The following is a 24,433-nucleotide window of genomic DNA, read 5'->3' on the forward strand; positions in this document are numbered from 1 at the left end:
TTTTTCAAACATTAAATTTATATTTGCCGCTTAAAACAGGAAATTATTGTGAATATAGGAAATCGTTTTTTGGAATTTTCTGAGTTACAGGAGTTTATTAGGCATACTTCAAAAGTTGAGTTGGAGGAAGTTGCTTTAAATCATTTAGATACAAATTTTCAATTTTTGCTGGATTTTTCCCGTGATAAGATTATTTACGGGTTAAACACGGGTTTTGGTCCCATGGCAAAAGTTAAAATATCGCAAGCAGACCAGATAAGCCTACAATATAACCTTATCCGTAGCCATGCTTCCGGCTCGGGGGACATACTCCCCTGTTTTTATGTAAAAACGGTGATGCTGGCACGACTTAACAGCTTGATGAGAGGCTATTCGGGCATAAACCGCTCTGTGGTTGAATTGTTACGTGATTTTATAAACTATGAAATTTATCCCGTAATATTTTCGCATGGAGGTGTTGGAGCCAGCGGCGATCTTGTGCAACTTTCGCACCTTGCACTTGCTCTGATAGGGGAAGGGGACGTAATTTTCCGGGATAAAATTGTATCCACACGGAAAGCGATGGACATTTGCGGTTTGAATCCCATAGAAATAAAAAGTCGCGAAGGACTTGCCCTTATCAATGGAACTTCGTGCATGACCGGCATAGGGCTTATCAATACAATGTATGCCAATCACCTTCTCAACTGGATTACTCTTGCTTCGGCTATTCTTAACGAGATAATGGAATCCTATGATGATTATTTCTCAGAAGCTCTCAATGGGGTTAAGTACCACATTGGACAGCAAAAAGTAGCAAAATCTATCAGCAACATATTACATCAAAGTAACTTAATTAAAAACCGTTCGCTGAACAACTTTAAAACGGCTCCCGGCTCGACGGACGATAAGGTACAAGAATACTACTCATTGCGTTGTGTTCCCCAAATTGTGGGTGCTATTTTAGAAACCATAGACCATTGCCAGAATACCTTGGTTAACGAATTTAATTCTGCCAACGACAATCCGATAGTAGATTCCGAACGCAGAGAGGTGTTTCACGGCGGTAATTTCCATGGTGATTACATTTCTTTTGAAATGGATAAATTACGTTTGGCAATTACCAAGCTTTCAATGTTGAGTGAAAGGCAGTTGAATTTTCTACTCAATGATTCGTTAAACCAGAAGCTCCCTCCTTTTGTAAACCTGGGAATACCCGGACTCAATCTGGGAATGCAGGGAGCACAGTTTACTGCTACTTCCACCACCGCCGAAAATCAGGCATTGTCCACTTCTATGTACATTCATAGTATTCCAAATAATCGTGATAACCAGGACATAGTGAGTATGGGTACCAATGCGGCATTGTTTACCAAAAAGGTTATTGAAAACACCTTTGAAATAATGGCAATTGAATACATTACCATTTTGCAGGCTATTGATTACCTGAAAATTGAAAATAAGCTTTCTCCCGTTTCTGCCAAATGGTACCACGAACTTCGCAACTTGGTTCCTGTTTTTTCCGATGACACTTCTAAGTATCAGGAAATAAGAAACATGACTGATTTTTTATCAAATAATTCCCCTGCTGTTATTGCATAAGGTTCGTGCAATGAATAGATGCGCAGGCAAACAGGGCTGCCGTTTCGGTACGTAGCCGACTGTTTCCAAGACTCACAGGTAAAAAACCAGCTTTTTGTGAAGCAAGTACTTCTTTAGATGAAAAATCTCCTTCGGGACCTATTAAAATCACTGCATTACTGCCCCTCCTGTAGCTATGTTGCAATAAAACAGAATTTTCCACAGAGCAATATGCAATAAACCTGTCGGCATCGAATTTTCTCTCAATGAATTCTCTGAAAGAAACTGCTTCGCCAAGCCGGGGATGAAATGCACTGAGCGACTGCTTTACAGCCGAAGTAACTATTCTACTAAGTCGTTCAAAATTAACCGAGTGTCTTTCCGAATGTTCGCAAATCAGCGGGGTAATTTCGTCAATACCCATTTCTGTGGCTTTTTCAAGAAACCATTCGAAGCGTGCAATGTTTTTCGTGGGTGCAATGGCAATATGTAACTTATATGTTCTTGGATTATTCACAACCTCAACATTTTCAACTTTTACCTGGCAATGTCTGGAATGAGCATCAGAAATTATAGAATGAAAAAAACATCCTTTCCCGTTGGTAAGAGTAACCTTTTCGCCAATTTTTAATCTTAGCACCTTGATACAATGGTTAGAGTCATCCTCATTCAGGATATAATTCTCAGCGTTGATATCGGGAGTATAAAAAAGTACCATCTGAAAAAACAGGGTATCTACTCTTAGTAGAAAACCCTGCTTACCAACTATTCTACAATAATTCTTTTCACTACAAGAGACTGAGAGGTTGTACACTTTACGACATAAACACCTTTTGGCATTTCGCTTAGGTTGAAAGTAACACCAGTACCTGAAAAGTTCAGCCGTTTTACCTCCTGACCCTGAATGTTATAAATGTGAACTTCTGCAACATCGGGTTGCTGTATCTGCAGGGTAAATAATCCAGAAGCCGGATTGGGATAGATTACAAATGCATTTTGCGGAACAATTGTGCCAATACCCACTCCGTTTGTAATGCTTACTTCATCCAAAAAGAGATTATTCCCGTAATAGTTAAATGATTCAAAAGCTATTTTCACATTATTACCACCTGACCAGGGAGTTATATCAATCGTATTACAGGCACTTCCATAAGCACCATCACACCAGTCATCAGTACCTAATGGAATAAACTCCTCGGTAGTTAAGGGATGCGTTGCAAAACTTCCGGAATTATCATCACCAGCAGCAAAAATCCTTGTCCAGTTTGTTCCGCAATCTGTAGAAATATAAACAATCAGAGAATCAGTAATAGATTCATATTGTTTGGCATACGCATGTTTAAAATTAAGGTGTACATTGGCTTCGCCTGTAAGGTCTAAAACCGGAGAAATAAGCCTGTCGCGTTTGCCCGGAGGAGAGTGATAGTTAAAGAAATTCATAAAAGCAGATAAATCACCCGGATAAGTATTAACGTTGGCATAACTGCTCCAAGTAATATTATTATCAGGGTTTTCCACAGTCCACGAACGAATGTTCAAACCTTGATCAAAGTTTTCGCTAAAGGGAATAGTGTATCCACCTACATTAATGCACCGAGTTTGTATCTGCGAATTGCTTCCGTTTGCATTGGAAGCGATAAGAGTAACATCATAATTTCCCACCTGATCAAATTGCACCTGGGGATTTTGCGAACCAGAAGAAGTATTATTTACAAATGTTACCGTTGCGGGATCGAATTGCCAGTTCCAAACTGAAGGGCAGAATTTTGTGGTGTCGGTAAAACTTACAACGGCATTGTCGCCTGCACAAAAAGCTGTTTTGTCAGCATAAAAACCAGCTTCAGGTAACAGGGTATCGCTTACATGGATGTAATTCTTCAAGAACAAGGTATCAATACCCTGATCGTTGCTTACAATAAGTTGTACATTGTAAACACCCGGTGTGTTGTAAAAAATTTGCTGCGGGCTCCGGGCAGTTGATACAGATGGAGTCCCCCCATCAAAATTCCATTGCCATGCAAAAGGAACTCCCGATGATAAATCGGTAAAGTTGATACTGCAACCCGGCGGAATTAATGATTGATCAGCTATAAAATCTGCCATGGGTGAAGTGCGGTACATATCCGATTCCCACAATCCTCTGCCATAAGTTCCTGCTTTAATTCTGTCGTTAACGGGATTGGCATCATCGTGGTAAATTTCAAGCTCAGTAATTCTTGCAGCAAGAGGCAAACCGTTAGTAAAATTAACCCATCCGCAGAAGGTACCATCCTTATAATAAACTCCTGCATCTGTTCCGACATATATTCCATTCAGACTGTGCCTGTAAGCAATAATAGTATTGATATTTACTTCCGGCAAAGCTCCTGTAATTTCAACCCAGGTAAGACCTTTGTCTGAAGAACGAAAGAGTTTTGTCTGCTGTGCCATGTACACAATATTTTCATCAAGCAGGTTGGTTTCAATTGCAGTAATGGTATTGGTTGCAGGAAGGCTTTCCGACATATTTAACCAAGCCGGAGAATCGGCATGGCAATTATCGGTACGGAAAAGGTTATTTCCGCTTGCAACATACAAAACGTCAGTATTTGCATACGATTGGCAAAGAATAGTTAAATCTCCGCCAGCCATGCTTTCAGAAATTTTTACAAACTCTACACTCGAAGCCGGTGAAGCTTTAATATTATTGCTACGGTGAACACTTTTGTAGCCAACAAACATCGTGTTTGCATCATTTTTATCAATGATAAAAGGCGTTACCCAGCCACCTGTTTCGTTTACCCCATTTTGTACATCAGTGATATACTCTCCCCCGCCATTGTTAAAATGTCGGTAAATACTTCCATAATATAAAGTTGAATAACGATAATGGGAATCAACGGGATCAACGGCACATTCCATTCCATCGCCTCCATTTATAGCATACCAGTTTCCACCATCGTAAGCGGAAGTTCCGTTATCCTGATATCCATTAATACACAAATTGGTTTTTGTAGCACTTTGTCCTATTTTGTAAGCCTGGCTGATAATCAGTCCACTACTTATTTCAGTCCAGTTAACACCTTCGTTATTAGTCCAGTACACTCCACCATCGCAACCAATGTATAATTTTCCGTCCACTGGAGAATATTCAAAGACGTGATGGTCGGCATGTACAGAAGTAACATCACACCCCCCGTACCAATGGGCTGTAATCTGCCAATCTATACCGCTATTGTATGATTTCCAAATATCAACACCTCCTACGTAAATCAAAGATTCGTCATTGGGGTCGGCGGCAAGAGCAAGGTCGTACCAACCTTGGCCTCCACTTCCGCTTCCATCGCACGACCAGTCCATAATATTCGGACTGGTAGATTGGACGGTAAAATTCAAACCGCTATCGGTTGATTTGTACAATCCTTTGAATCCATCGTCTGCACTGGCTAACAAAACATAAACTACTTCAGGGTTTGCAGGTGTAATTGCAACTGCCGCCCTGCTACCGGCAGGAATGCCATTGTGAATCCATGTCCATGTTTCACCTTCGTCTTCCGAACGGTAAAATTTTCCGCCCACTCCGGCATATAAAACTGAGGGATTTCCAGGTTTTATAACAAGGTCTTTATAATTTCCCATTGAAGTTAAAGTCCAGGTAAATCCGCCATCAGTTGACTTGTAAAACCCGTTGCTTGCAGCAGCAAATATTATTGAATGATTTGTAGGATGAATAAGCAATTTGCCAATAGTTGCATCTTCCATTCCCAAATTATAAGGAAGCCAGTTTATGCCTCCGTCAACACTTTTCCACACACCTAAACCTGGGGCATCGCCGGCATCACGGTCACCGGTTCCAATGTAAATAGTCTGAGGATTAGTATAATCAACTGCAATAGCCGAAACTCCGAGGGTAAGCAAATGGTCAGTCAACACACTCCATGTTGAACCAGCATCTGTTGATACCCAAAGCCCTCCCGAAGGGGCTCCGATGTAAATAGTTTGTGGATCGTTCGGATGAAAAGCGACAGCATTTACCCTTCCAAGTCCTTTATAACCTTTGCCCAAAGGAATCTGTGATGGACCAAGGCTAACCCAGTTACCACTTAACGATTTGGCTCCATCAGCATTTCCCAGGTACTTTTGATATGCTTTTAAAACAGCATTGTTTGCCGGTCGCTCGCCGGTGGGAGAAACTCGATTTTGCATCATATATTCCCAACGTTTAAAGGGTTTCCATCCTTTGGAGCGGGTTACAGGACGGTTTTCCCAATATTTATTGAAAGCCGACTGTACCGAAAAAAAGTTTACTGACGGATCCTGCATCATCTCTATCCAGTAAGGGTAGTTGCTGGTATCCTGGGGTGGTAGTGTATTGCTCTGCTGCGAAAAGCCCACTATGGAAGCGAACAAAAAGGCTACTAATAAGTTAAATTTATTCATGGTTTTATTATTTTAACGAAAAAAGTTTACAAAAATACAATTATTTAGTTCTAATGGGAAAACTTGTCAAGCTATTGAATCACCGCGACTTTATAATATTATTATCATTCATTGCCGGGTTATTATTGGGTGAAAAAATCCGATTTTTATCACAAATTTCAATGATTACACTCGGAATAGTGATGGTAGCTGCCACTTCCGGATTTAGTTTTTAATCATGGATGCCTGTAAAAAATGCTATCAAACCTCTTTTGGTTTCAATACTGCTTAATTTTGTTGTTTTCAGCACAGTAATCATTGGATTTGCATCCATCTTTACACCTGAAACGGCTTTGTTTACAGGTTTTATACTCATTGCAGCCGCCCCGCCGGGACCATCGGTAATTCCTTTTTCGGCATCAATGAAAGGAGATATTCATTTTTCAATTACTGGAGTGTTTGGGACACACCTTGCAGCAATATTTCTTACACCAGCAATACTTTATCTCTTTCTTGGGAAATCACTGATTCCTCCCGCAAAAATTTTTGGGATGATGACATTATTAATCATTATTCCTCTTGTAATTTCAAGGTTTTTACGACACAAAAAAATACAGCCAATAGTAGAAAAATACAGGGGAAGAGTCATCAACTGGGGATTCTTTTTCGTAATTATGCCCATCATAGGACTAAGCAGGGATAATTTTATTCACCAGCCGGGGTTATTGTTACACGTTTCGCTGGTATGTTTTGCGGCGATGTTTGTTTTGGGTTTTGTTTACGTTATTTTTCTTAACTATTTCAAATCAGGCTGGGGCTTTACAGTAAGTTCTACCCTTATGTTGGTAACAAAAAATTCTGCATTTTCATCTGTAACAGCAATGACCTTTTTTGGAGAAAAATCCGCTTTTCTCTCTGCAGTTTTAGGTGTCTTTGTAACTTTGTTCATAATAACTTTCGGCTCAATTATGCGTTGGAAATGGAAAAAATACTTACCTTAACTACGTGCCCGGAAGTTTTTGAAAATTTTATTTCTCAAATTTTTTCAGCGCCAGCAATATCGCTCTGTATGACAAATAAATAACTAAAGGTAAACTGAAAAACCAACAAATAGATATTACATACATTTTTTTCTTTTTTAAGTTAATACAAGTGTTCTTCTTCATCCAACTCGGCAAGGTCAATGGGTTTTTTATTGATGGATTTCCATGCCCAGTAAATATAAGCAAGTACAAATGGCACAAGCAACGACACGTAAGCCATTACAGTAAGGGTATAATGACTCGAGGAAGCATTTTCAATGGTTAACGAATCCTGTAAGTCAAATGTAGAAGGATAAAAAGCAGTGTTATTGAACCCTGCTATCAGGAAAAGCGAAAACACCGTAAGGATGGTTCCTATGCTTGAATACCAGATGCTGGAAGTAGACTTTTTAAAAAATGACAAATATACCGACACCAGTACAAACGCTACTCCTCCCAAAAACAGAAGCGATACAATCGGCATTTCCAATAAGTTATGAAGATATTTGTAGGGTTCCATTACCACTTCACGCGTGTCTGCCTGGTAAGCAAAACCTTTTTGGGTAAACAACAATCCAATAAACAAAAGGAAAAAAACCAGAAACGGAACAATGGCATAAGCCAGTTGCCGGTGCACTCGCAAATAAATTGCTTTGTTTTTTATATTGTTCATAAAATACTGAAGTCCAAGCATACGTGCCAAAAAAAAGATGGCAAGTCCCAGCAAAAGATTCTGAAAATTGAAAGCCGCTTCTATTCCGTGAAGTGGAGTTTCCCAACGCGACTGGTTGAGTTCGTTTACCGAAAATTGTGAACCGGTGAAAAAAGTGGATACGGCAGTTCCGATAAGGATGGTTCCCAATAATCCGTTAATAAACAGAAAAGTTTCATAGGTTTTCTGCCCCAAAAAATTATGTGGTTTTGTGCGGTATTCATAGGATATCGCCTGGATTACAAAACTGAAAAGAATAAGCATCCACACCCAATAAGCTCCGCCAAAACTTGTTGCATAAAACAAAGGAAAGGAAGCAAAAAAAGCACCTCCAAAAGTAACAAGGGTGGTAAAGGTAAATTCCCATTTTCTTCCCAAAGAATTTACCAGAAGAGTACGCTCATTTTCATTTTTCCCCAAAATATAGATAAGGGTACCTCCACCCTGCACAAACATTAGAAAAACAAGAATGCCAGCTAAAAATGAGATGATTACCCACCAGTACTGCTGCAAAGCTAATAATGATAAAGTTTCAAACATGGCTATATTCTCCTATTCTTTAGGTCCTATTTTGATTTGATGAGATAAAATTTTGATTTCTGCTATCATCAAAGCTGTGAAAACAACCGCAAACAACCAGAAAGTAATTTTAACCGACATGGCGTCTATTTGCGAAATTGCCGAAAGAGTCGGCATCAAATCCTGTATCACCCAGGGTTGCCGCCCCATTTCGGCTGTAATCCACCCTGCCTGTGAGGCAATGTAAGCCAGCGGGATGCTAATTACAGCCATTCTGAGCCAGCTTTTGGAAGTATCGAGAGTATTTCTGTATAATTTGTACAAAAAAATCAGGAATAACAGTACAAAAAAGAAGCCGATTCCGACCATTAGATGAAAACTGTAAAATGTCAGCGGGATACTTGGTACAAGATCATTTACTTGCGTAAAATAGCCGTAACCAAAATACTTGTAATTAGCTTCCAGAACTTTTTTACAACTGTCAGCCGCAACAACATTATTGACTTTCATAGCTTTTTTATACCCTGCAAGGGCATTTATAGCCAGTTTTCCCTTTTCCATTTTTTCTGTTGCCGAAATAATCCCCCTTTCGCTGTTGCCATTCAGTAAATCGTTGATCCCGGGAACATATGCATTTAAATCTCCGAATGCCAGATAGGAAAGAAAATTTGGAATTTCTATTTTAAAGGCAAAATCTTTCATATTTTTGTTTGTGGGATCAATTTTCGATTCAGACATTAAGCCTATGGCTACCAGTCCGGCTCCCTCCTGCCCTTTGTATAATCCTTCGAAAGCAGCAAATTTCATTGGCTGATGTTTGGCTATAGTTTTGGCAGAACTATCGCCTGAGACAATTGTGTAAATGGACATAATCAATCCAAAAACAGAAGCTATCAAAATGCTGCGACGTGCGAACAACTGATGCCGCTTCCGAAGCAGGAACCAAGAGCTTACCCCAACAACAAATACCGACGAAAGCAAATAAGAGGAAGTTACGGTATGTAAAAATTTATGCACCGCCATAGGCGAAAAAAGCACATCCCCAAAATTTAACATTTCATTGCGGGCGGTATCTGGATTAAAATGCATACCTACCGGCAATTGCATCCATGCATTGGCAACGAGTATCCATAAGGCAGATAAATTAGCACCTACGGCTACCAGCCAGGTTGACATCAGATGAAATTTCGGAGATACCTTTTGCCAACCGAAAAACATAACCGCTATAAATGTAGACTCGATAAAAAATGCCATAATGCCTTCTATGGCAAGCGGTGCGCCAAATATATCCCCCACAAACCAAGAATAATTCGACCAATTGGTGCCAAATTCAAATTCAAGAATGATTCCGGTAGCTATACCTATGGCAAAATTGATACCGAAAAGAGTCATCCAAAATTTGGTAATTTTTTTCCATTCAGGATTGCCGGTTCGTACATATATCGTCTCCATGATAGCGATGATGAATGAAATACCAAGCGTGAGAGGTACAAATAACCAGTGATACATGGCAGTAAGTGCAAATTGCCCCCGCGACCATTCCACTAATGATGGGTCAATCAATTCTGTCATATTTTATTGTGTTTTGGTGAGTTGTTCAATTACGTATTCGCTTCTCTGGGCATCATTGTCAAATTTTGTTTTAAGAAAATCCTTAAAGAAAAATAATTTTAATACTACAAACATGACAAAAAGCTTAATGAATATAATTAACCACAGCTTTCTCCCAACGGTCATGCTGCGAAAACCATCGTAATAAAAGTAAAATATTTTTTTAAAAAAATTCATTTAAGCATTAAAGTAATTAAGGATGTAAATATATAATTATTTTTATTACCAACAGTAAAAATACAACTTTCCCACAAAAAAATTTTAACATGTTTTGTTAAGTGTTTTTCTGCCTTGCTTTGCAGTCCTAAATAACAAAATATAAAAACAGACAACTAAAATACTATAACAGAATAGCCTATAACAATTATAAGAAACACCAATAGAACGAAAAGATAGCCAAGATGTAATAAAAATATTTTAATAAATGTCTTTCCCAGGCTTTGAGAGTAAACTTTTTTTAATGCAAGGTAAAGGTAAACAGATATAATAGGTAAAATAAGCAGGAAAGAAATTTCCGTTATCGGCGAAAAAAATTCCCTAATCAGAAAAAGCATAAAAATAAAGCTATGAAAATTAAAAGAGAAAATTAGATGGTTGAAATAATTTGTTTTTCGCCGGATATAAAAAATCTTTAACAAACCGGCAAAAAAGGGAATGATCAGAAAGACCATTTTAGAAATGACATGGTTCAACTCTTCTATAAATAATTCTGGTCCAGATAAATTAATTTTAATATATTGTTTTGCAGTAAACTGACGTATCCTGCTTGCATCCGGAAATTCTTTTTTGATAAACTTATCAATGCCTTCTTTTTTTACTTTTTCACGTAAAGTATCCGGATTCATCGAATTCAGTTTCTGAAGAGAAGGATTATTGGTTGTAATTTGGAAAGTATTTGGCGATTTACCTTCTTGAATTCCGGTATTTTTATTCGTAACCGTTGGCTCAAATTCCGAATCTTTTTTTTCAGACAACATTCCTGCAACAAAAAAATAAACTACACTGATAAACAAGAACATTTTAAAGGGATGGAAAAACCGCTGCCGTTTGCCTTCCAGATATTCCTTGGTAAGAAGTCCCGGTTTAAACAATAATGGAACGATGGTATGTACAAATTTTGAATCGAAATGAAAGAAGTCGCCAACCGATTCCACAAAAAATTTCTTCACCGAAAAATCTTTCTCATTGAGCCACTTCTGTCCGCAATGGGAACAAAAACGATCCTTCGCCCCCATTGATTCATTGCAATTGGGACATATGTTTTCCTTTATCTCGTTTTCCATTGAATATTTTTTCAAAAATAAAAAATATTTACAATTGCAAGAAACAGTAGCTTTAACCGTTATAAAGATAAAATCTTTTGCACAGCGTCAGTACCAAACTTTTATCCCACACTATTGTTATTTTTTATACTTTAATTACTATTTTTGCGTGCTTATTTTAATTTAATCCAAATAATGACCAAAGAATCCAACAATATACTGGAAAAAGTAACCCAAAACGAATATAAATGGGGCTTTTACACAGATATTCAGATGGAAACAGCACCCCGCGGTCTCAGTGAAGACATAATCCGGTTTATTTCTGCCAAAAAAAATGAACCGGAGTGGCTGCTCGAATTCCGGCTACAAGCATACAAGCACTGGCTTACCCTTACCGAACCCACTTGGGCACACATCCATCATCCACCCATTGATTACCAAAGTATTATTTATTACGCTGCTCCTAAAAAGAAAGAACAAAATGCCGGCTTCGAGGAAGTAGACCCTGAATTAGTTGCTACTTTTAATAAACTAGGTATATCGCTGGAAGAACAGAAAAGACTTACCGGAATGGCTGTGGATGCTGTTATTGACAGTGTTTCGGTAAAGACAACCTTCAGCGATACGCTGGCAAAGCTGGGAATCGTCTTTTGCTCGTTTAGCGAAGCAGTGCAAAAACATCCCGATCTGGTGAAACAACACCTCGGAACGGTGGTTCCTACCAATGATAACTTCTTTGCGGCACTCAATTCTGCTGTATTTACTGATGGATCATTCTGTTATATACCCAAAGGCGTTCGTTGCCCGGTAGAACTTTCCACCTATTTCCGAATCAATGCTGCCAACACAGGACAGTTTGAACGCACATTGATTGTTGCCGACGAAGGCGCTTACGTAAGCTACATGGAAGGCTGCACTGCTCCCATGCGTGATGAAAACCAGTTACATGCTGCCATCGTGGAAATCATTACGATGAAAGATGCTGAGGTAAAATACTCCACCGTACAAAACTGGTATCCAGGAAACAAAAAGGGAGAAGGCGGAATCTACAATTTTGTTACCAAACGAGGGATTTGCAAAGGCAACAATTCCAAAATTTCGTGGACGCAGGTGGAAACCGGCTCGGCTATCACCTGGAAATATCCCAGCGTGGTGCTCATGGGCGACAATTCCATAGGCGAATTTTACTCGGTAGCCGTAACCAACAATTACCAGCAGGCAGACACGGGAACCAAAATGATACATCTTGGGAAAAACACCAAAAGTACCATCATTTCCAAAGGTATTTCTGCCGGACACAGCAACAACAGCTACCGCGGGCTGGTAAAGATGACCAAACGTGCCGAAAATTCCAGAAATTTTTCGCAGTGCGATTCACTACTACTTGGCAGCAAATGCGGTGCGCACACTTATCCATATATCAAAACGGAAAATAAGTCTTCCGTGGTGGAGCACGAAGCAACTACCAGTAAAATATCCGACGATCAGTTGTTTTATTGTAACCAGCGAGGTATCAGCACTGAAAGCGCTATCGGGCTGATTGTAAACGGCTATGCCAAAGAAGTTCTAAATAAACTGCCAATGGAATTTGCCGTGGAAGCACAAAAATTGCTTTCTATCAGCCTGGAGGGCAGCGTAGGCTAATAGCCAGTTTATCCATAAAAATAATCAATAGAAAATAAAAAATAACTTTACTGTTATGCTGAATATAAAGAATTTAAAAGTTTCGATCAATAATAAAGAAATCTTAAAAGGAGTAAACCTCGATATAAATGCCGGAGAAGTACATGCCATTATGGGACCCAACGGAACCGGGAAAAGCACCCTTGCATCCGTGATTGCCGGAAGGAATGTTTTTGAGGTAACATCAGGCGAAGTTCTCTACAAAGGAAAAGACTTGCTGCATCTTTCGCCGGAAGAGCGAGCATGTGAGGGAATTTTCCTTGGTTTTCAGTATCCTGTGGAAATTCCGGGAGTAAGCATCACCAATTTCATGCGTACAGCCGTGAACGAACAACGAAAATACAGAGGATTGGATCCGCTTCCTGCCAGTGAATTTCTTGCCATGATGGAAGATAGAAAAAAACTGGTGGAAATTCAGAGCAAACTCACTAACCGTTCGGTAAACGAAGGTTTTTCGGGTGGAGAAAAGAAGAAAAATGAAATCTTCCAGATGGCGATGCTCGAACCTACGCTTGCCATCCTTGACGAAACCGACTCCGGACTCGACATTGATGCACTGCGCATTGTAGCCAATGGCGTAAACAAACTCCGTCGCAAGGACAACGCATTCATCGTCATTACGCATTACCAGCGACTGCTCGAATATATCGTTCCGGATGTAGTACATGTACTTTACGACGGAAAAATTGTGAAAACCGGCGGTAAAGAACTTGCACTGGAACTGGAAGAAAAAGGTTACGAATGGATTAAAAACGGTTTGTAGTTTCAAGTTCATTATTCAAAACTTGAAACTAATAATCAGAAACTGACGAAAATGGAAGGAATATTAACCGAAAATACATTTAAAGACAAGCTGGTAGCATTGTTTGAAGAAAACAAACGCTTTCGCTGGAAAAGTGAGCCGGATTTCATGCATAATCTGCGGGAGGAAGCTCTGCAAAGCTTTGTAAAATTGGGATTCCCCAATCCCAAAATGGAAGCATGGCGGCAAACCAACCTTGCAAAACCTCTTGCTTTGGAATATATTCAGCATCTTGAGCCATCGGAAGAAAAGGTGGATTTGGAAAAGATTTTCCATTGCGATGTTTATAATCTTGATACTTATCTCTTCAGCCAACTGAATGGCTGGTTTATTTCCGATAACCAACCACTTACCACCATCAGTGGAGGCGTGGTAGTTGGAAGCATGGCGAAAGCCATGAAGGTGTATCCGCAGATTTTTGAAAAACATTTTGCACACTATGCAGATATAAAAAACAATGGTTTCGATGCGCTGAACACCGCCTTTGCTCAAGACGGAATCTTTATTTACGTGCCTGATAATGTGATAGTGGACAAACCTATTCAGATCATCAACATCATCAATCTGAAGGAAAACATTTTTATCCAGCCACGGCACCTTTTGGTGATGGGGAAAAACAGCAGCCTGCAACTGGTTTACTGTGATCATTCTCTTTTGCACAAAGCAAGTCTGATAAGTTCGGTAGGTGAGATTTACGTAGGTGAAAATGCCCATTTTGATCATTACAAGCTGCAGAACAAGGACAGCGAATCCACCCTGCTTGCCTCCATTTATTTCCATCTGGAAGCAAACAGCACTTTAAACTCCAACATCATTACGCTAAACGGAGGAATCGTACGGAACAATTCAAACGTAACCTTTGCAGGCGAAGGGGCAGAAGCCAATTTGTACGGATTGTACCTTGCCGACAAAGACCAGCATGTTGACAATCATATTTTTGTTGACCATGCCGTGCCCAATTGCGTCAGTAACCAACTATTCAAAGGAATTTTGGACGACCAGGCACAAGGCGTATTTAACGGGAAAGTGCTGGTAAGGCAGGATGCCCAGAAAACGAATGCTTTTCAAACCAACCGGAATATTCTTCTTACGGATAAAGCCAATGTCCACTCTGAGCCACATCTGGAGATTTATGCCGACGATGTAAAATGCAGCCACGGAGCTACTGTAGGGCAATTGAATCCGGAAGCCATGTTTTATCTGCGTTCGCGCGGCATTTCGGAAGATAGCGCACGAATGTTGCTGATGAATGCTTTTGCCGAAGAGGTGATTGACAAAATTGCCATCGAACCTTTGCGTGAAAGAATGGACGAACTGATTATTAAACGCCTGAAAGGAGAACTTTCCATCTGCGACCAGTGCATACTCGATTGCAGCGGAAGAAAGCCCGTAAAATTTGATATTGATCTGTCCAAAATTTAGAAATTTGTACAAAAAAAATCCATTGACACCAGACATAGAAAAAATCAGATCCAACTTTCCCATCCTGCAACGACAGGTTTACGGGAAACCATTGGTTTACTTCGATAATGCCGCTACCACACAAAAACCGAAAGAGGTTATTGAAGCCATTGTGAAATATTATGAAACGGAAAATGCTAACGTACATCGCGGTGTACATTATCTCAGCCAGCAGGCAACTCGTTCTTTTGAAAAAGTTCGGGAAAAGACAGCCCGTTTTGTTAATGCCGGCAGCAACTGCGAGATAATTTTCACCCGGGGAACTACCGAAGCAATAAACCTGGTAGCTTCTTCTTTTGGTAAAAAGTTTTTAAATAAAGGCGATGAAATCCTGGTTTCGGAGATGGAACATCATTCCAACCTCGTTCCCTGGCAAAATATCTGCGAAGAAAAACAGGCAAAACTGCGGGTAATCCCGATTACCGATGCAGGCGAACTGGACATGCAAGCTTTTGAAAGATTGCTTACGCAAAAAACCAGGTTGGTTGCAATTGCCCACGTTTCCAATACACTGGGAACCATTAACCCGGTGAAGGAAATCGTTGCAAAATGTCATTTACAAAACATCCCGGTTTTAGTTGATGGAGCACAGGCTGTGGCTCACATGAAAGTGGATGTTCAGGATTTAGACTGCGATTTCTACACCCTGTCCGGGCATAAAATGTACGGGCCGATGGGCATTGGTTGCCTTTACGGAAAGGAGAAATGGCTGAATGCCTTGCCCCCTTACCAGTTTGGTGGCGAAATGATACAAACGGTAACTTTTGATAAGACTACCTACAACGAATTACCCTACAAATTTGAAGCAGGAACGCCCAATGTAGCCGATACCGTTGGCTTTGGTGCTGCCATTGACTATCTTACGGAAACGGGATTGGAAAACATAGGTGCATACGAAAATGAATTGCTCAGATATGCTACCGAAAAACTGTTGCAAATAATAGGTTTGAAAATAATAGGAACTTCAAATCATAAAGCTGCGGTAATTTCTTTTGTGATGGATAAAATTCACCCTTATGATGCAGGAATGATCCTCGACCGTATGGGAATAGCCGTACGCACCGGCCACCATTGCACCCAGCCGCTGATGGACCGTTTTGAAATTCCGGGAACAATACGTGCTTCTTTTTCTCTTTACAATACAAAAGAAGAAATTGACTGTTTGGTGGAAGGAGTACAAAAAGTAAAGGAAATGCTTGGCTGATGCTTGGTAAAATTTGAATCAATAAAAAAATGACAATAAACGAAATTGAGCAACAAATCATACAGGAATTTTCCAATTTCGACGATTGGATGGACCGGTATAATTACCTGATAGAATTAGGGAAAAGTTTACCATTGATAGAAGAAAAATACAAAATGGACAGTAACCTGATAGTAGGATGCCAATCGAGGGTATGGTTGCAGGCAGAATACCGCGACGGGAAAATCTTTTTCACCGCCGACAGCGATGCCGTGATCACCAAAGGCATTATTAGCCTGCTGATACGGGTTCTTTCCGGGCAAACACCAGAAGACATTCTGAACGCTCCATTACATTTTGTGGAGAGCATCGGGTTGAATGAACATCTTTCGCCAACCCGTTCCAACGGATTGCTTTCCATGGTAAAACAAATAAAACTGTATGCTTTAGCTTTTAAAACAAAATACCAGGCAAAACAGAAATAACTAAAAATAAATTCCGCATCATGGACAAGCAAATCTTAAAATCCTTAGTAATTTCTGCTCTTAAAACCATACACGATCCGGAAATACCGGTAAACATCTACGACATGGGGCTAATTTACGAGATAAAAGTAAACGACGACAATTCTGTTTATATTAAAATGACCGTTACTGCTCCTAATTGTCCGGTTGCCGACAGCCTGCCCGAAGAAGTTCGCGAACGGGTAAAAAGCATCGAAGGACTGAAAGATGCTGAAATAGAATTGGTTTTCGACCCGCCCTGGGATTCCGATATGATTTCGGAAGAAGCAAAACTGGAACTCGGTTTGCTGTAAACAACCGCTTACATTGCATTTTTATTATTTTTGCAGACAGAATACGCCCTCACTATGACTGCAGAACCCGGTAAAATTCTTTCTGCCATTGATTCTCCCTACCAACTGCGAAAGCTGAAAAAGAGCGAACTACCTGCTTTATGTGAAGAAATACGTACGTATATTATTGAAGTCATTTCTAAGAATCCGGGACATCTTGGTGCGAACCTTGGCACTGTGGAACTGGCAGTTGCATTACATTACGTATTTAATACACCTGACGACAAACTGGTTTGGGACGTAGGTCATCAGGCGTATGCACATAAAATAATTACCGGCAGGCGCGATGCCTTTGTAACCAACCGTACTTACCAGGGAATTTCCGGTTTTCCGCGGATGAGCGAGAGCGAATACGATGCTTTCGGCGTCGGACACTCCTCCACTTCCATTTCGGCAGTGCTGGGAATGGCTATAGCTTCCAAACTGGAAGGAAACACAAAGCGCCAGCATATTGCAGTGATAGGCGATGGTTCCATGACGGGAGGCATGGCGATGGAAGCATTGAATAATGCAGGCGTTTCCAACACCAACATCCTCGTTATCCTGAATGATAATGGCATTTCCATTGATGAAAGCGTAGGAGCACTGAAAGAATACCTCACCGATATTGTTACCTCACGAACTTATAACCGCATCCGTAACAAGATTTGGCAAATACTGGGTGGCGGAAGCAAATACGGCGAAAACACACGCGACATCGTAAAACAAATGGGGAATGCGATAAAATCTACCATTTTTAAAAAAAGTAACCTTTTCGAAGCTTTGAAATTCCGGTACTTTGGCCCTGTTGATGGCAACGACGTGTTGCGTATGACCGAAGTACTAAACGACATGAAACGTATACAGGGGCCCAAGCTCCTACATTGCATAACCACCAAGGGAAAAGGATTGGAATTAGCCGAAAAAAACCAGACAACCTACCATGCCCCGGGTATTTTTGATAAAGATACCGGCGAAATCATCGAATCGCAATGTCTTGGTAAACTTTCGCCCAAATATCAAACCGTATTCGGACTGACGATAATTGAACTGGCTGAGAAAAATCCGAAAATTGTCGCCATAACACCGGCTATGCCTACGGGATGTTCGCTTAACCTGATGATGGAAAAGATGCCCGAGCGTGTTTTTGATGTAGGCATTGCCGAACAACACGCCGTTACCTTCTCTGCCGGGCTGGCAACACAGGGATTCGTTCCTTTTTGCAATATCTATTCCACATTTATGCAGCGGAGCTACGACCAGTTGATACACGACGTAGCCTTGCAGAAACTGCATGTAGTGTTCTGTCTCGACCGTGGAGGACTGGTAGGCGAAGACGGAGCCACTCACCATGGCTGTTTCGATTTGGCTTACCTTCGCCCCATCCCCAACCTGATAATAGCGGCTCCGATGAATGAAGAGGAACTACGCAACATGCTATTTACTGCCCAAACGGATGGGAAAGGCACCTTTGTGATACGTTATCCGCGCGGAAGAGGCGTAATGCCCGAATGGAAAACTCCTTTTAAAGAAATAGAAACCGGGAAAGGAAGAAAGCTGATAAACGGAGAAAAAACAGCCATAATATCCATAGGACATCCCGGAAATTTCGTTACTGAAGCACTGAAGTCTCTTGAAAAAGAAAATATTCGTCCGGCACATTACGACATTCGTTTCCTGAAGCCCATAGACGAAGCATTGCTACACGAAGTATTTCAAAATTTCAGTAAGGTGATAACCATTGAAGACGGCGCAATCATTGGCGGGCTGGGAAGCGCAGTGATGGAATTTGCTGCCGGTAACCACTATTCTGTCCCGGTTCGGCGCCTCGGCATCCCCGATCGTTTTATCGAACAGGGAACTCCCGAACAACTTTACCACGAATGTGGTTTCGATGCCGAAGGCATTGCCGAGGCTGTGCGGGAATGTTTTCAATAGAACACGATTTTTAATTAAATTATAACACAACAGGGGCTGAATTTCAGTCCCTATTTTAGTTTTACATGGGGTAGATTCAATCTTTAGGCGCTTATTTTTTCTCTTTCCAATTCCACCAAAGCAGTTTCTCCTTCTCCCGCTGGTGTTCCTCTGTTTCTGCATAGTAAACGGCACAGCGAAACGCATACAACAGGCATCGGTCCTGTACCATCCCTGCCTTTTGGTTCGATAGTTCGTATAGTTTTTCCGGCGATTTACCTTTCAAATCGTCAATACTGCGGATATTGATATTCCACAGGTCGCTGGCAATGGATCGGCCTACACCGGGGATTTGCTGAAGTTGTTTTAGTTGATCGGGTTTGGTCATAAAAAAATAGGAAAATTTTGGTTTGATTGGAAGGGATGAGCAGAATCCTGGTTAAACCGGTACCGCTCAGCCGGGTAGATGCTGTTGTATGCCGTTTGTTTTTATTTAAAAATCATTGGCACAAATATATATGCCCAAATATTATTCAAAGCGTGAAAAATCAAACTTGGATAAATATTGTTAAATTTTACATAAAGAAAGCATGTCAAAATTGACCAAACTAACATATAAATTGTCAGCCCAGGCCCAAAAAATTGTAAATGAACTAATGCAAAAATAAGTGAACTTAAAGTAATTGTAACCCATTTACCCATTCGCTCTTTAAACATCTCTACAACATATCCGCGAAAAATAGTGTCTTCAGTTAGCGGAGCAAGAATTACTGCCGTCAAAACACCCCAATAAATATCTTGATTTTCTTTTTGTTGTACTGGAAAGGAAATTTCCCCCCCCCAATACATAGAAATATGCAGCAACTTGAGGAAACTTTCTATTAATGGATAGCAGAAGATTGCAATTGATACACAAACCAGAGAATAAATCAATCCTTTCCCAGAAATTGAGTATCTGTAACCTGCCTTATGAAAGTTCAATCCTTTATGCTTTAGCAAAAGAAAATATATGGATACTGCAATTCCAGTTGAAAATGTATATAACAATAAAGAAAATATTCGACCCTGAGAAATTCCTAAAAAGTTTTTAAATTCCAGAATTTCAGGTCTAATAAATTCGTAAGCAATTGTTGTCAGGACTATACCCATCGGGACTAAAATGAATATCCACCACACAGGTAATTTTTGGGAAGTTTCAGTTGATTTATTCATTTCATTTGTTTTTGTCATTTAAATGGCATAACGTTCCGGCGGTAAGTGTAGTTGGCAATTGTTGTGCTTTTTCGGCTTGCGACTGCCTATTTGCCAATTACACTTGACCGCTTGTTAGCCATTGTTTTTATTCTTTTTCTGGTGATATTATTTTATAAACGATTCCAGCTAATATTGCACCAACAATTGGAGCAACCCAAAACAACCATAATTGACTTAACGCCCAGTCACCTGCAAATAATGCTTGACTAGTACTTCTTGCAGGATTTACAGAAGTATTTGTTACAGGAATGCTTATTAAGTGAATAAGAGTTAATCCTAAACCGATTGCCAATCCCGCTAATCCTTTAGGCGCTTTTGAATGTGTCGCACCTAGAATAATTATCAAAAACATAAAAGTCATTACAATTTCTGTTACTAATGCAGCAAGCATACTATATCCTCCAGGTGAATGTTCTCCATAGCCATTTGCGGCAAATCCACCAATTTCAAACCCTGTCTTTCCACTTGCAATAATGTAAAGGATGCCAGCTCCGGCAATAGCTCCCAATACTTGGGCCGCAATGTAGGGAAGAACCTCTTTCTTGTCAAAACGACCACCAATCCAAAGTCCGATAGAAACAGCGGGGTTAAGGTGGCAACCTGAAATGTGTCCGATAGCATATGCCATTGTCACTACAGTTAAGCCAAAAGCTATTGCAACACCTACAAATCCAATTCCCAATTCAGGATATGCTGCCGCTAAAACGGCACTTCCGCAACCTCCAAGTACTAACCATAAGGTTCCGATAAATTCTGCTACTAATTTTTTCATTTTCTCTCTGTTTTTAGGTTATTATTTAAAATTGTCTGTTTTACTAAAATTCTGACTAACGTTTGAGTGTATATGCCGTAATGAATTGCGGGTTGCTTTCCTGCCGAGCCACACCACCCCGCTTATCAGAATTCCCAATCCCATTCGGTACTTTATAAAGTTTGTAATTTTTAGTTTTCATTTATTTTATATTGCCTTCAATGCTTTTTACTTTATTATTCTGCGGAATTGCAAATTCTGCTCAGCGGAGAATTTCAAACCTTATTTATAAAAACATTATTTCGATACGCTATCAGAAAGCAGTGGTCGCCAGATATAATCCGAAATAGGATAATGCTATAACGGCTGAGGCTAATTCCAAATCCATCAGTAGCCCATTTCCATACGACTCCCACACCTTGCTGTTTTTAATTCTTTTTGCCTGAAGCTTATAAGTTTCCTGATATAACTTACTATTTTTATATGAATTATCAGGCATATTCAAATTTATTTCCAAAGGACTTTTTTTTGTTATTATTATAGCAGGTATCAACCCAAAAGCCGGACCGGCAACAAAAGATGTCCAGAAAGTTCCTTTAGCAGCTTTTTTGTACATATTGTAATGTTTACAGGCATCAATTGCGGCATGTTTGCTGGTATCGTTTTCAAAAAATTTCTTATCAATTTTCAAAAAATATTTATCCGAAACGCCATAAATGTTACCATACATTTTTACGTAATCTACTTCATCGGTCAGCATTGATTTATAGCGTCTGTCTTTTTTCTTAACGGTATATTTCAACTCAGCTTTTTTAATTTTAATTTTATAAAATTTAATTACAGTATCCTTTCGGGCTAAATAAATTTCATTTTGTGAAATGGCAGGGAAAAACAATACTGTTAAAATAAAAAAAATCAAAAATTTTTTCATCCGTAAACAATTTATTAAGTTAAAATAATATCAGCATATTAAAAACAGATAAGAAGTTGAAATTTTATCCGCGTACTCAAAGTACATGTGTTTGTACTTATCTGGTTGATGTCAGTTTCATAAGCGGGATTGCGGGTTGCTTTCCTGTCGAGCCACACCGCCCCGCTTATCAGAATTCCCAATCCCATTCGGTACTTTATAAAGTTTGTAATTTTTAGTTTTCATTTATTTTATATTGCCTTCAATGCTTTTTACTTTATTATTCTGCGGAATTGCAAATTCCGCATTGTTCCGAGCAGAATTACAAATTCTGCTCAGCCGGGTGGTCAGCCCCTTGGCTTTCGCAGACCGTTTTGGTTTTAAACTTTCCCATAACGATTGTGTAACCCCCATATGCCAGTTATTTCGTACTTAGCTATTGTTTTTTCTCTCACAAATTTTATAAATACCTAAATTCTCTAACTGGCTTTTTCCAAATCTTCAAATCACCGCATTTTCAAATTAGCTAATCAAAATCTGCAATCTCTTAATTCGGTTCCGGTTCGCCCCGCTTATCAGAATTCTCAATCCCATTCGGTACTTAATAAAGTTTGTAATTTTTAGTTTTCATTTATTTTATGTTGCCCTCAATGCTTTTTGCTTTATTATTCTGCAAAATTACAAATTCTGCTCAGCGGAGATAAAACCAACTTGCGTGGTAGACTGTTGGCGACTTGCTGCTGCCCGCTTGGCATATCGGCGTTTGTTATGCACCGTTTATTCTATTCATTATTCCATTTATCACTATTGGAGGAATAGTATATTGGCTAATCTCCATTTGTCTATTATTTGCAACAAAATAGCAGTTTTGATAATTCCTTAAATCTTCAACTAAATTAAACCAATTACGAACTGATCGACTAATTAAAATCAGTTTATTTTTATGAATCGCATTTCGAATGAGATTAACTGTATAATCAATGGAGGTCAACCAAAGATTATTATTAATAAATCTACTGTTAAATTGTCTTGTATGGTATCCATAAATTTCAATTGCAAAGAAACTTGAAGCAAATAATTGCCTATCAATGTTTAAATGCGTAATAATTGGATTTAAACATCTATTCCACCATCTATAGCCTTCTGTATGTTCAAAATCTGGATTCAAATAAAGAAATGGATAATTATTAAGATTGTGGTTTAAATTATTAATAGAGGCATCAATAAAATGTTCTCCAAGATTATTTAATTCTAATTCTTCATTATCAGCTGTTCTCCCAGGATTTGCTAATAAAAAATAAATTTGTGCCTCAATATTTCCAATAAATGGTTCAGGTATATATCTTAAATCAACATAATTCTCATTTTCCGAATCATTTTCATAGTCATCATTATTCTGGATTATATTATCATGGTCAATATCTAGATAATAATTTCCTTCTGAATGAATTAAATTTATCCAAGGATTCTCTTCCATACTTTTTACTTATTTTATTGTCTTGTTAAATGGTGCATAACGATTGTGTAACCCCCAGCCAGTTATTTCGTACTTAGCTATTGTTTTTTCTCTCACAAATTTTATAAATACCTAAATTCTCTAACTGGCTTTTTCCAAATCTTCAAATTTTCACATTAGCACATTAACTAATTTACTAATTAGCTAATTAAAAATCTGCAATTTCTTATTTCGTTTCTGGTTCACCCTTCTTCTTCGGTTTCCTTGTTGCCGAATTCACTATCACCCTTGCCGTTTTGTATTTGGTGTAAACATCCGGGTTTTTGCGGCGGATGGTTTCTACCAGTGCATCCATTTTTGTCAGTATGGTATCCGCTGCATCGGTTTCTGCATCTAAGTTTACGTTAGCCACCTTTTTGATGCCAATATTCTCGCGGCTTTTGGGTATCAGTTTTTCGAATGTTTTGATCTTTTCTTTTAATGCGGTAAGCATTTCTAAGGTAAGTCCAAAATCCTTCAGTTTATCTGTAATTTCTTCGATGATGCCAATTATCTGGCGGCAACGACTGACAAAAAGGGTATCGGCAGTTTCCCGCAAAGCGCTGGGTGTAAAGTGAATTCTGTTTATCAGGTCATCATCGTTATTAATGGTAGCCCAGCCTTCGGCAAACGACATATATTCGCATACATCATCGGTTATTTCGCCTTTCAGCCTTTTTTTGTCGGGACCTACAGGTATAATTTTTATATCTGCCGCATCCAACTTTACGTTTATCTCCGTAAGGATACCTTTGAATTGGGTATGTTTGTCCTGGAAGCCCGGTATAGTATTTAATACCTCGCTGTTTTCGTCGGCAACGCCGTTAGTTGCCATAAACATACGGCACTTGTCAATAGTAATAGCCTTCATTTTTTATAGTTTTTAATGTATAATTATCGTACTAATCAATTAGTTTTCAAATTTTTTGTAAAGCATTGGGAATTTAAGCTGATGATTCGGGAATTTTACCGGTTTACCGTTCATCCGGAAACATTAGCAGGGTAAACAAAAACCTTTGTTTGCTTACGATAATGCTTTCCTGATGACATCACGACTT

The 24,433-nt window shown here is 39.4% G+C and carries 22 protein-coding genes; 10 read left to right on the forward strand and 12 right to left on the reverse strand.

Annotated features, from left to right (window positions below):
- Positions 1 to 54: 54 nt before the first annotated feature.
- On the forward strand, positions 55 to 1,581 hold the full coding sequence (locus tag M0R21_08335; protein MCK9617831.1) for an aromatic amino acid ammonia-lyase: 1,527 nt from the start codon (positions 55 to 57) through the stop codon (positions 1,579 to 1,581).
- Here the strand turns inward: M0R21_08335 and M0R21_08340 are convergent.
- On the reverse strand, positions 1,571 to 2,278 hold the full coding sequence (locus M0R21_08340; GenBank protein MCK9617832.1) for a 16S rRNA (uracil(1498)-N(3))-methyltransferase: 708 nt from the start codon (positions 2,276 to 2,278) through the stop codon (positions 1,571 to 1,573). The genes M0R21_08335 and M0R21_08340 overlap by 11 nt on opposite strands.
- 47 nt (positions 2,279 to 2,325) lie before the next feature.
- Positions 2,326 to 5,979, reverse strand: coding sequence for a PKD domain-containing protein (locus M0R21_08345; GenBank protein ID MCK9617833.1), 3,654 nt, complete (start codon positions 5,977 to 5,979; stop codon positions 2,326 to 2,328).
- A 53-nt stretch (positions 5,980 to 6,032) separates the two neighbouring features.
- Between M0R21_08345 and M0R21_08350 the strand changes: the two genes are divergently transcribed.
- Positions 6,033 to 6,194 (forward strand): hypothetical protein, encoded by a 162-nt coding sequence (locus M0R21_08350; GenBank protein ID MCK9617834.1) that lies wholly within the window; start codon positions 6,033 to 6,035, stop codon positions 6,192 to 6,194.
- A gap of 6 nt (positions 6,195 to 6,200) precedes the next feature.
- Positions 6,201 to 6,959 carry a hypothetical protein gene (locus tag M0R21_08355; protein ID MCK9617835.1) on the forward strand — a complete coding sequence of 253 codons (759 nt, stop codon included), beginning with the start codon at positions 6,201 to 6,203 and terminating at the stop codon, positions 6,957 to 6,959.
- A gap of 142 nt (positions 6,960 to 7,101) precedes the next feature.
- Here the strand turns inward: M0R21_08355 and cydB are convergent, their stop codons facing one another.
- From cydB to M0R21_08375, 4 genes are all read right to left on the reverse strand, one after another.
- Positions 7,102 to 8,232, reverse strand: a complete 1,131-nt coding sequence (gene cydB / locus M0R21_08360) for a cytochrome d ubiquinol oxidase subunit II (protein MCK9617836.1) — start codon at positions 8,230 to 8,232, stop codon at positions 7,102 to 7,104.
- 12 nt (positions 8,233 to 8,244) lie between these two features.
- Positions 8,245 to 9,783, reverse strand: a complete 1,539-nt coding sequence (locus M0R21_08365; protein MCK9617837.1) for a cytochrome ubiquinol oxidase subunit I — start codon at positions 9,781 to 9,783, stop codon at positions 8,245 to 8,247.
- A gap of 3 nt (positions 9,784 to 9,786) precedes the next feature.
- The gene (locus M0R21_08370; GenBank protein ID MCK9617838.1) at positions 9,787 to 9,999 is read right to left on the reverse strand and encodes a DUF4492 domain-containing protein; all 213 of its coding nucleotides are present in this window, start codon (positions 9,997 to 9,999) and stop codon (positions 9,787 to 9,789) included.
- A 155-nt stretch (positions 10,000 to 10,154) separates the two neighbouring features.
- Positions 10,155 to 11,105, reverse strand: coding sequence for a DUF3667 domain-containing protein (locus tag M0R21_08375; GenBank protein ID MCK9617839.1), 951 nt, complete (start codon positions 11,103 to 11,105; stop codon positions 10,155 to 10,157).
- 171 nt (positions 11,106 to 11,276) lie between these two features.
- Between M0R21_08375 and sufB the strand changes: the two genes are divergently transcribed.
- Genes sufB through dxs form a run of 7 tightly spaced genes read left to right on the forward strand, consistent with a single transcriptional unit; the run spans position 11,277 to position 18,986 of the window.
- Positions 11,277 to 12,728 carry a Fe-S cluster assembly protein SufB gene (gene sufB / locus M0R21_08380; GenBank protein ID MCK9617840.1) on the forward strand — a complete coding sequence of 484 codons (1,452 nt, stop codon included), beginning with the start codon at positions 11,277 to 11,279 and terminating at the stop codon, positions 12,726 to 12,728.
- A gap of 55 nt (positions 12,729 to 12,783) precedes the next feature.
- Entirely contained in the window at positions 12,784 to 13,530 is a 747-nt protein-coding gene (sufC, locus tag M0R21_08385; GenBank protein MCK9617841.1) for a Fe-S cluster assembly ATPase SufC, read from the forward strand.
- Positions 13,531 to 13,581: 51 nt separating this feature from the next.
- Entirely contained in the window at positions 13,582 to 14,991 is a 1,410-nt protein-coding gene (sufD, locus tag M0R21_08390; protein ID MCK9617842.1) for a Fe-S cluster assembly protein SufD, read from the forward strand.
- A gap of 4 nt (positions 14,992 to 14,995) precedes the next feature.
- Positions 14,996 to 16,234, forward strand: a complete 1,239-nt coding sequence (locus M0R21_08395) for a cysteine desulfurase (GenBank protein ID MCK9617843.1) — start codon at positions 14,996 to 14,998, stop codon at positions 16,232 to 16,234.
- Positions 16,235 to 16,263: 29 nt separating this feature from the next.
- A complete protein-coding gene (locus M0R21_08400) occupies positions 16,264 to 16,698 on the forward strand; it encodes a SufE family protein (protein MCK9617844.1) in 435 nt (144 codons plus the stop codon).
- Positions 16,699 to 16,718: 20 nt separating this feature from the next.
- A complete protein-coding gene (locus M0R21_08405; GenBank protein MCK9617845.1) occupies positions 16,719 to 17,030 on the forward strand; it encodes an SUF system Fe-S cluster assembly protein in 312 nt (103 codons plus the stop codon).
- 54 nt (positions 17,031 to 17,084) lie between these two features.
- On the forward strand, positions 17,085 to 18,986 hold the full coding sequence (gene dxs / locus M0R21_08410; GenBank protein MCK9617846.1) for a 1-deoxy-D-xylulose-5-phosphate synthase: 1,902 nt from the start codon (positions 17,085 to 17,087) through the stop codon (positions 18,984 to 18,986).
- Positions 18,987 to 19,077: 91 nt separating this feature from the next.
- Here dxs and M0R21_08415 read toward each other — a convergent pair whose 3' ends face one another.
- The 6 genes from M0R21_08415 to M0R21_08440 all read right to left on the reverse strand — a co-directional run bounded on the left by M0R21_08415 (position 19,078) and on the right by M0R21_08440 (position 24,246).
- On the reverse strand, positions 19,078 to 19,353 hold the full coding sequence (locus M0R21_08415; GenBank protein MCK9617847.1) for a helix-hairpin-helix domain-containing protein: 276 nt from the start codon (positions 19,351 to 19,353) through the stop codon (positions 19,078 to 19,080).
- Between the two features lie 101 nt (positions 19,354 to 19,454).
- Entirely contained in the window at positions 19,455 to 20,177 is a 723-nt protein-coding gene (locus M0R21_08420) for a CPBP family intramembrane metalloprotease (protein MCK9617848.1), read from the reverse strand.
- A gap of 127 nt (positions 20,178 to 20,304) precedes the next feature.
- Positions 20,305 to 20,991, reverse strand: coding sequence for an aquaporin Z (gene aqpZ, locus M0R21_08425; protein MCK9617849.1), 687 nt, complete (start codon positions 20,989 to 20,991; stop codon positions 20,305 to 20,307).
- Positions 20,992 to 21,283: 292 nt separating this feature from the next.
- Positions 21,284 to 21,901, reverse strand: a complete 618-nt coding sequence (locus tag M0R21_08430; protein MCK9617850.1) for a hypothetical protein — start codon at positions 21,899 to 21,901, stop codon at positions 21,284 to 21,286.
- A 745-nt stretch (positions 21,902 to 22,646) separates the two neighbouring features.
- Complete coding sequence (locus M0R21_08435; GenBank protein ID MCK9617851.1) at positions 22,647 to 23,357, reverse strand: hypothetical protein; 711 nt, start codon at positions 23,355 to 23,357, stop codon at positions 22,647 to 22,649.
- Between the two features lie 205 nt (positions 23,358 to 23,562).
- Positions 23,563 to 24,246 (reverse strand): hypothetical protein, encoded by a 684-nt coding sequence (locus M0R21_08440; GenBank protein ID MCK9617852.1) that lies wholly within the window; start codon positions 24,244 to 24,246, stop codon positions 23,563 to 23,565.
- Positions 24,247 to 24,433 lie beyond the last annotated feature (187 nt).

The sequence above is a fragment of the Lentimicrobiaceae bacterium genome, from assembly GCA_023227965.1.
In the GTDB taxonomy this organism is placed as follows: domain Bacteria; phylum Bacteroidota; class Bacteroidia; order Bacteroidales; family JALOCA01; genus JALOCA01.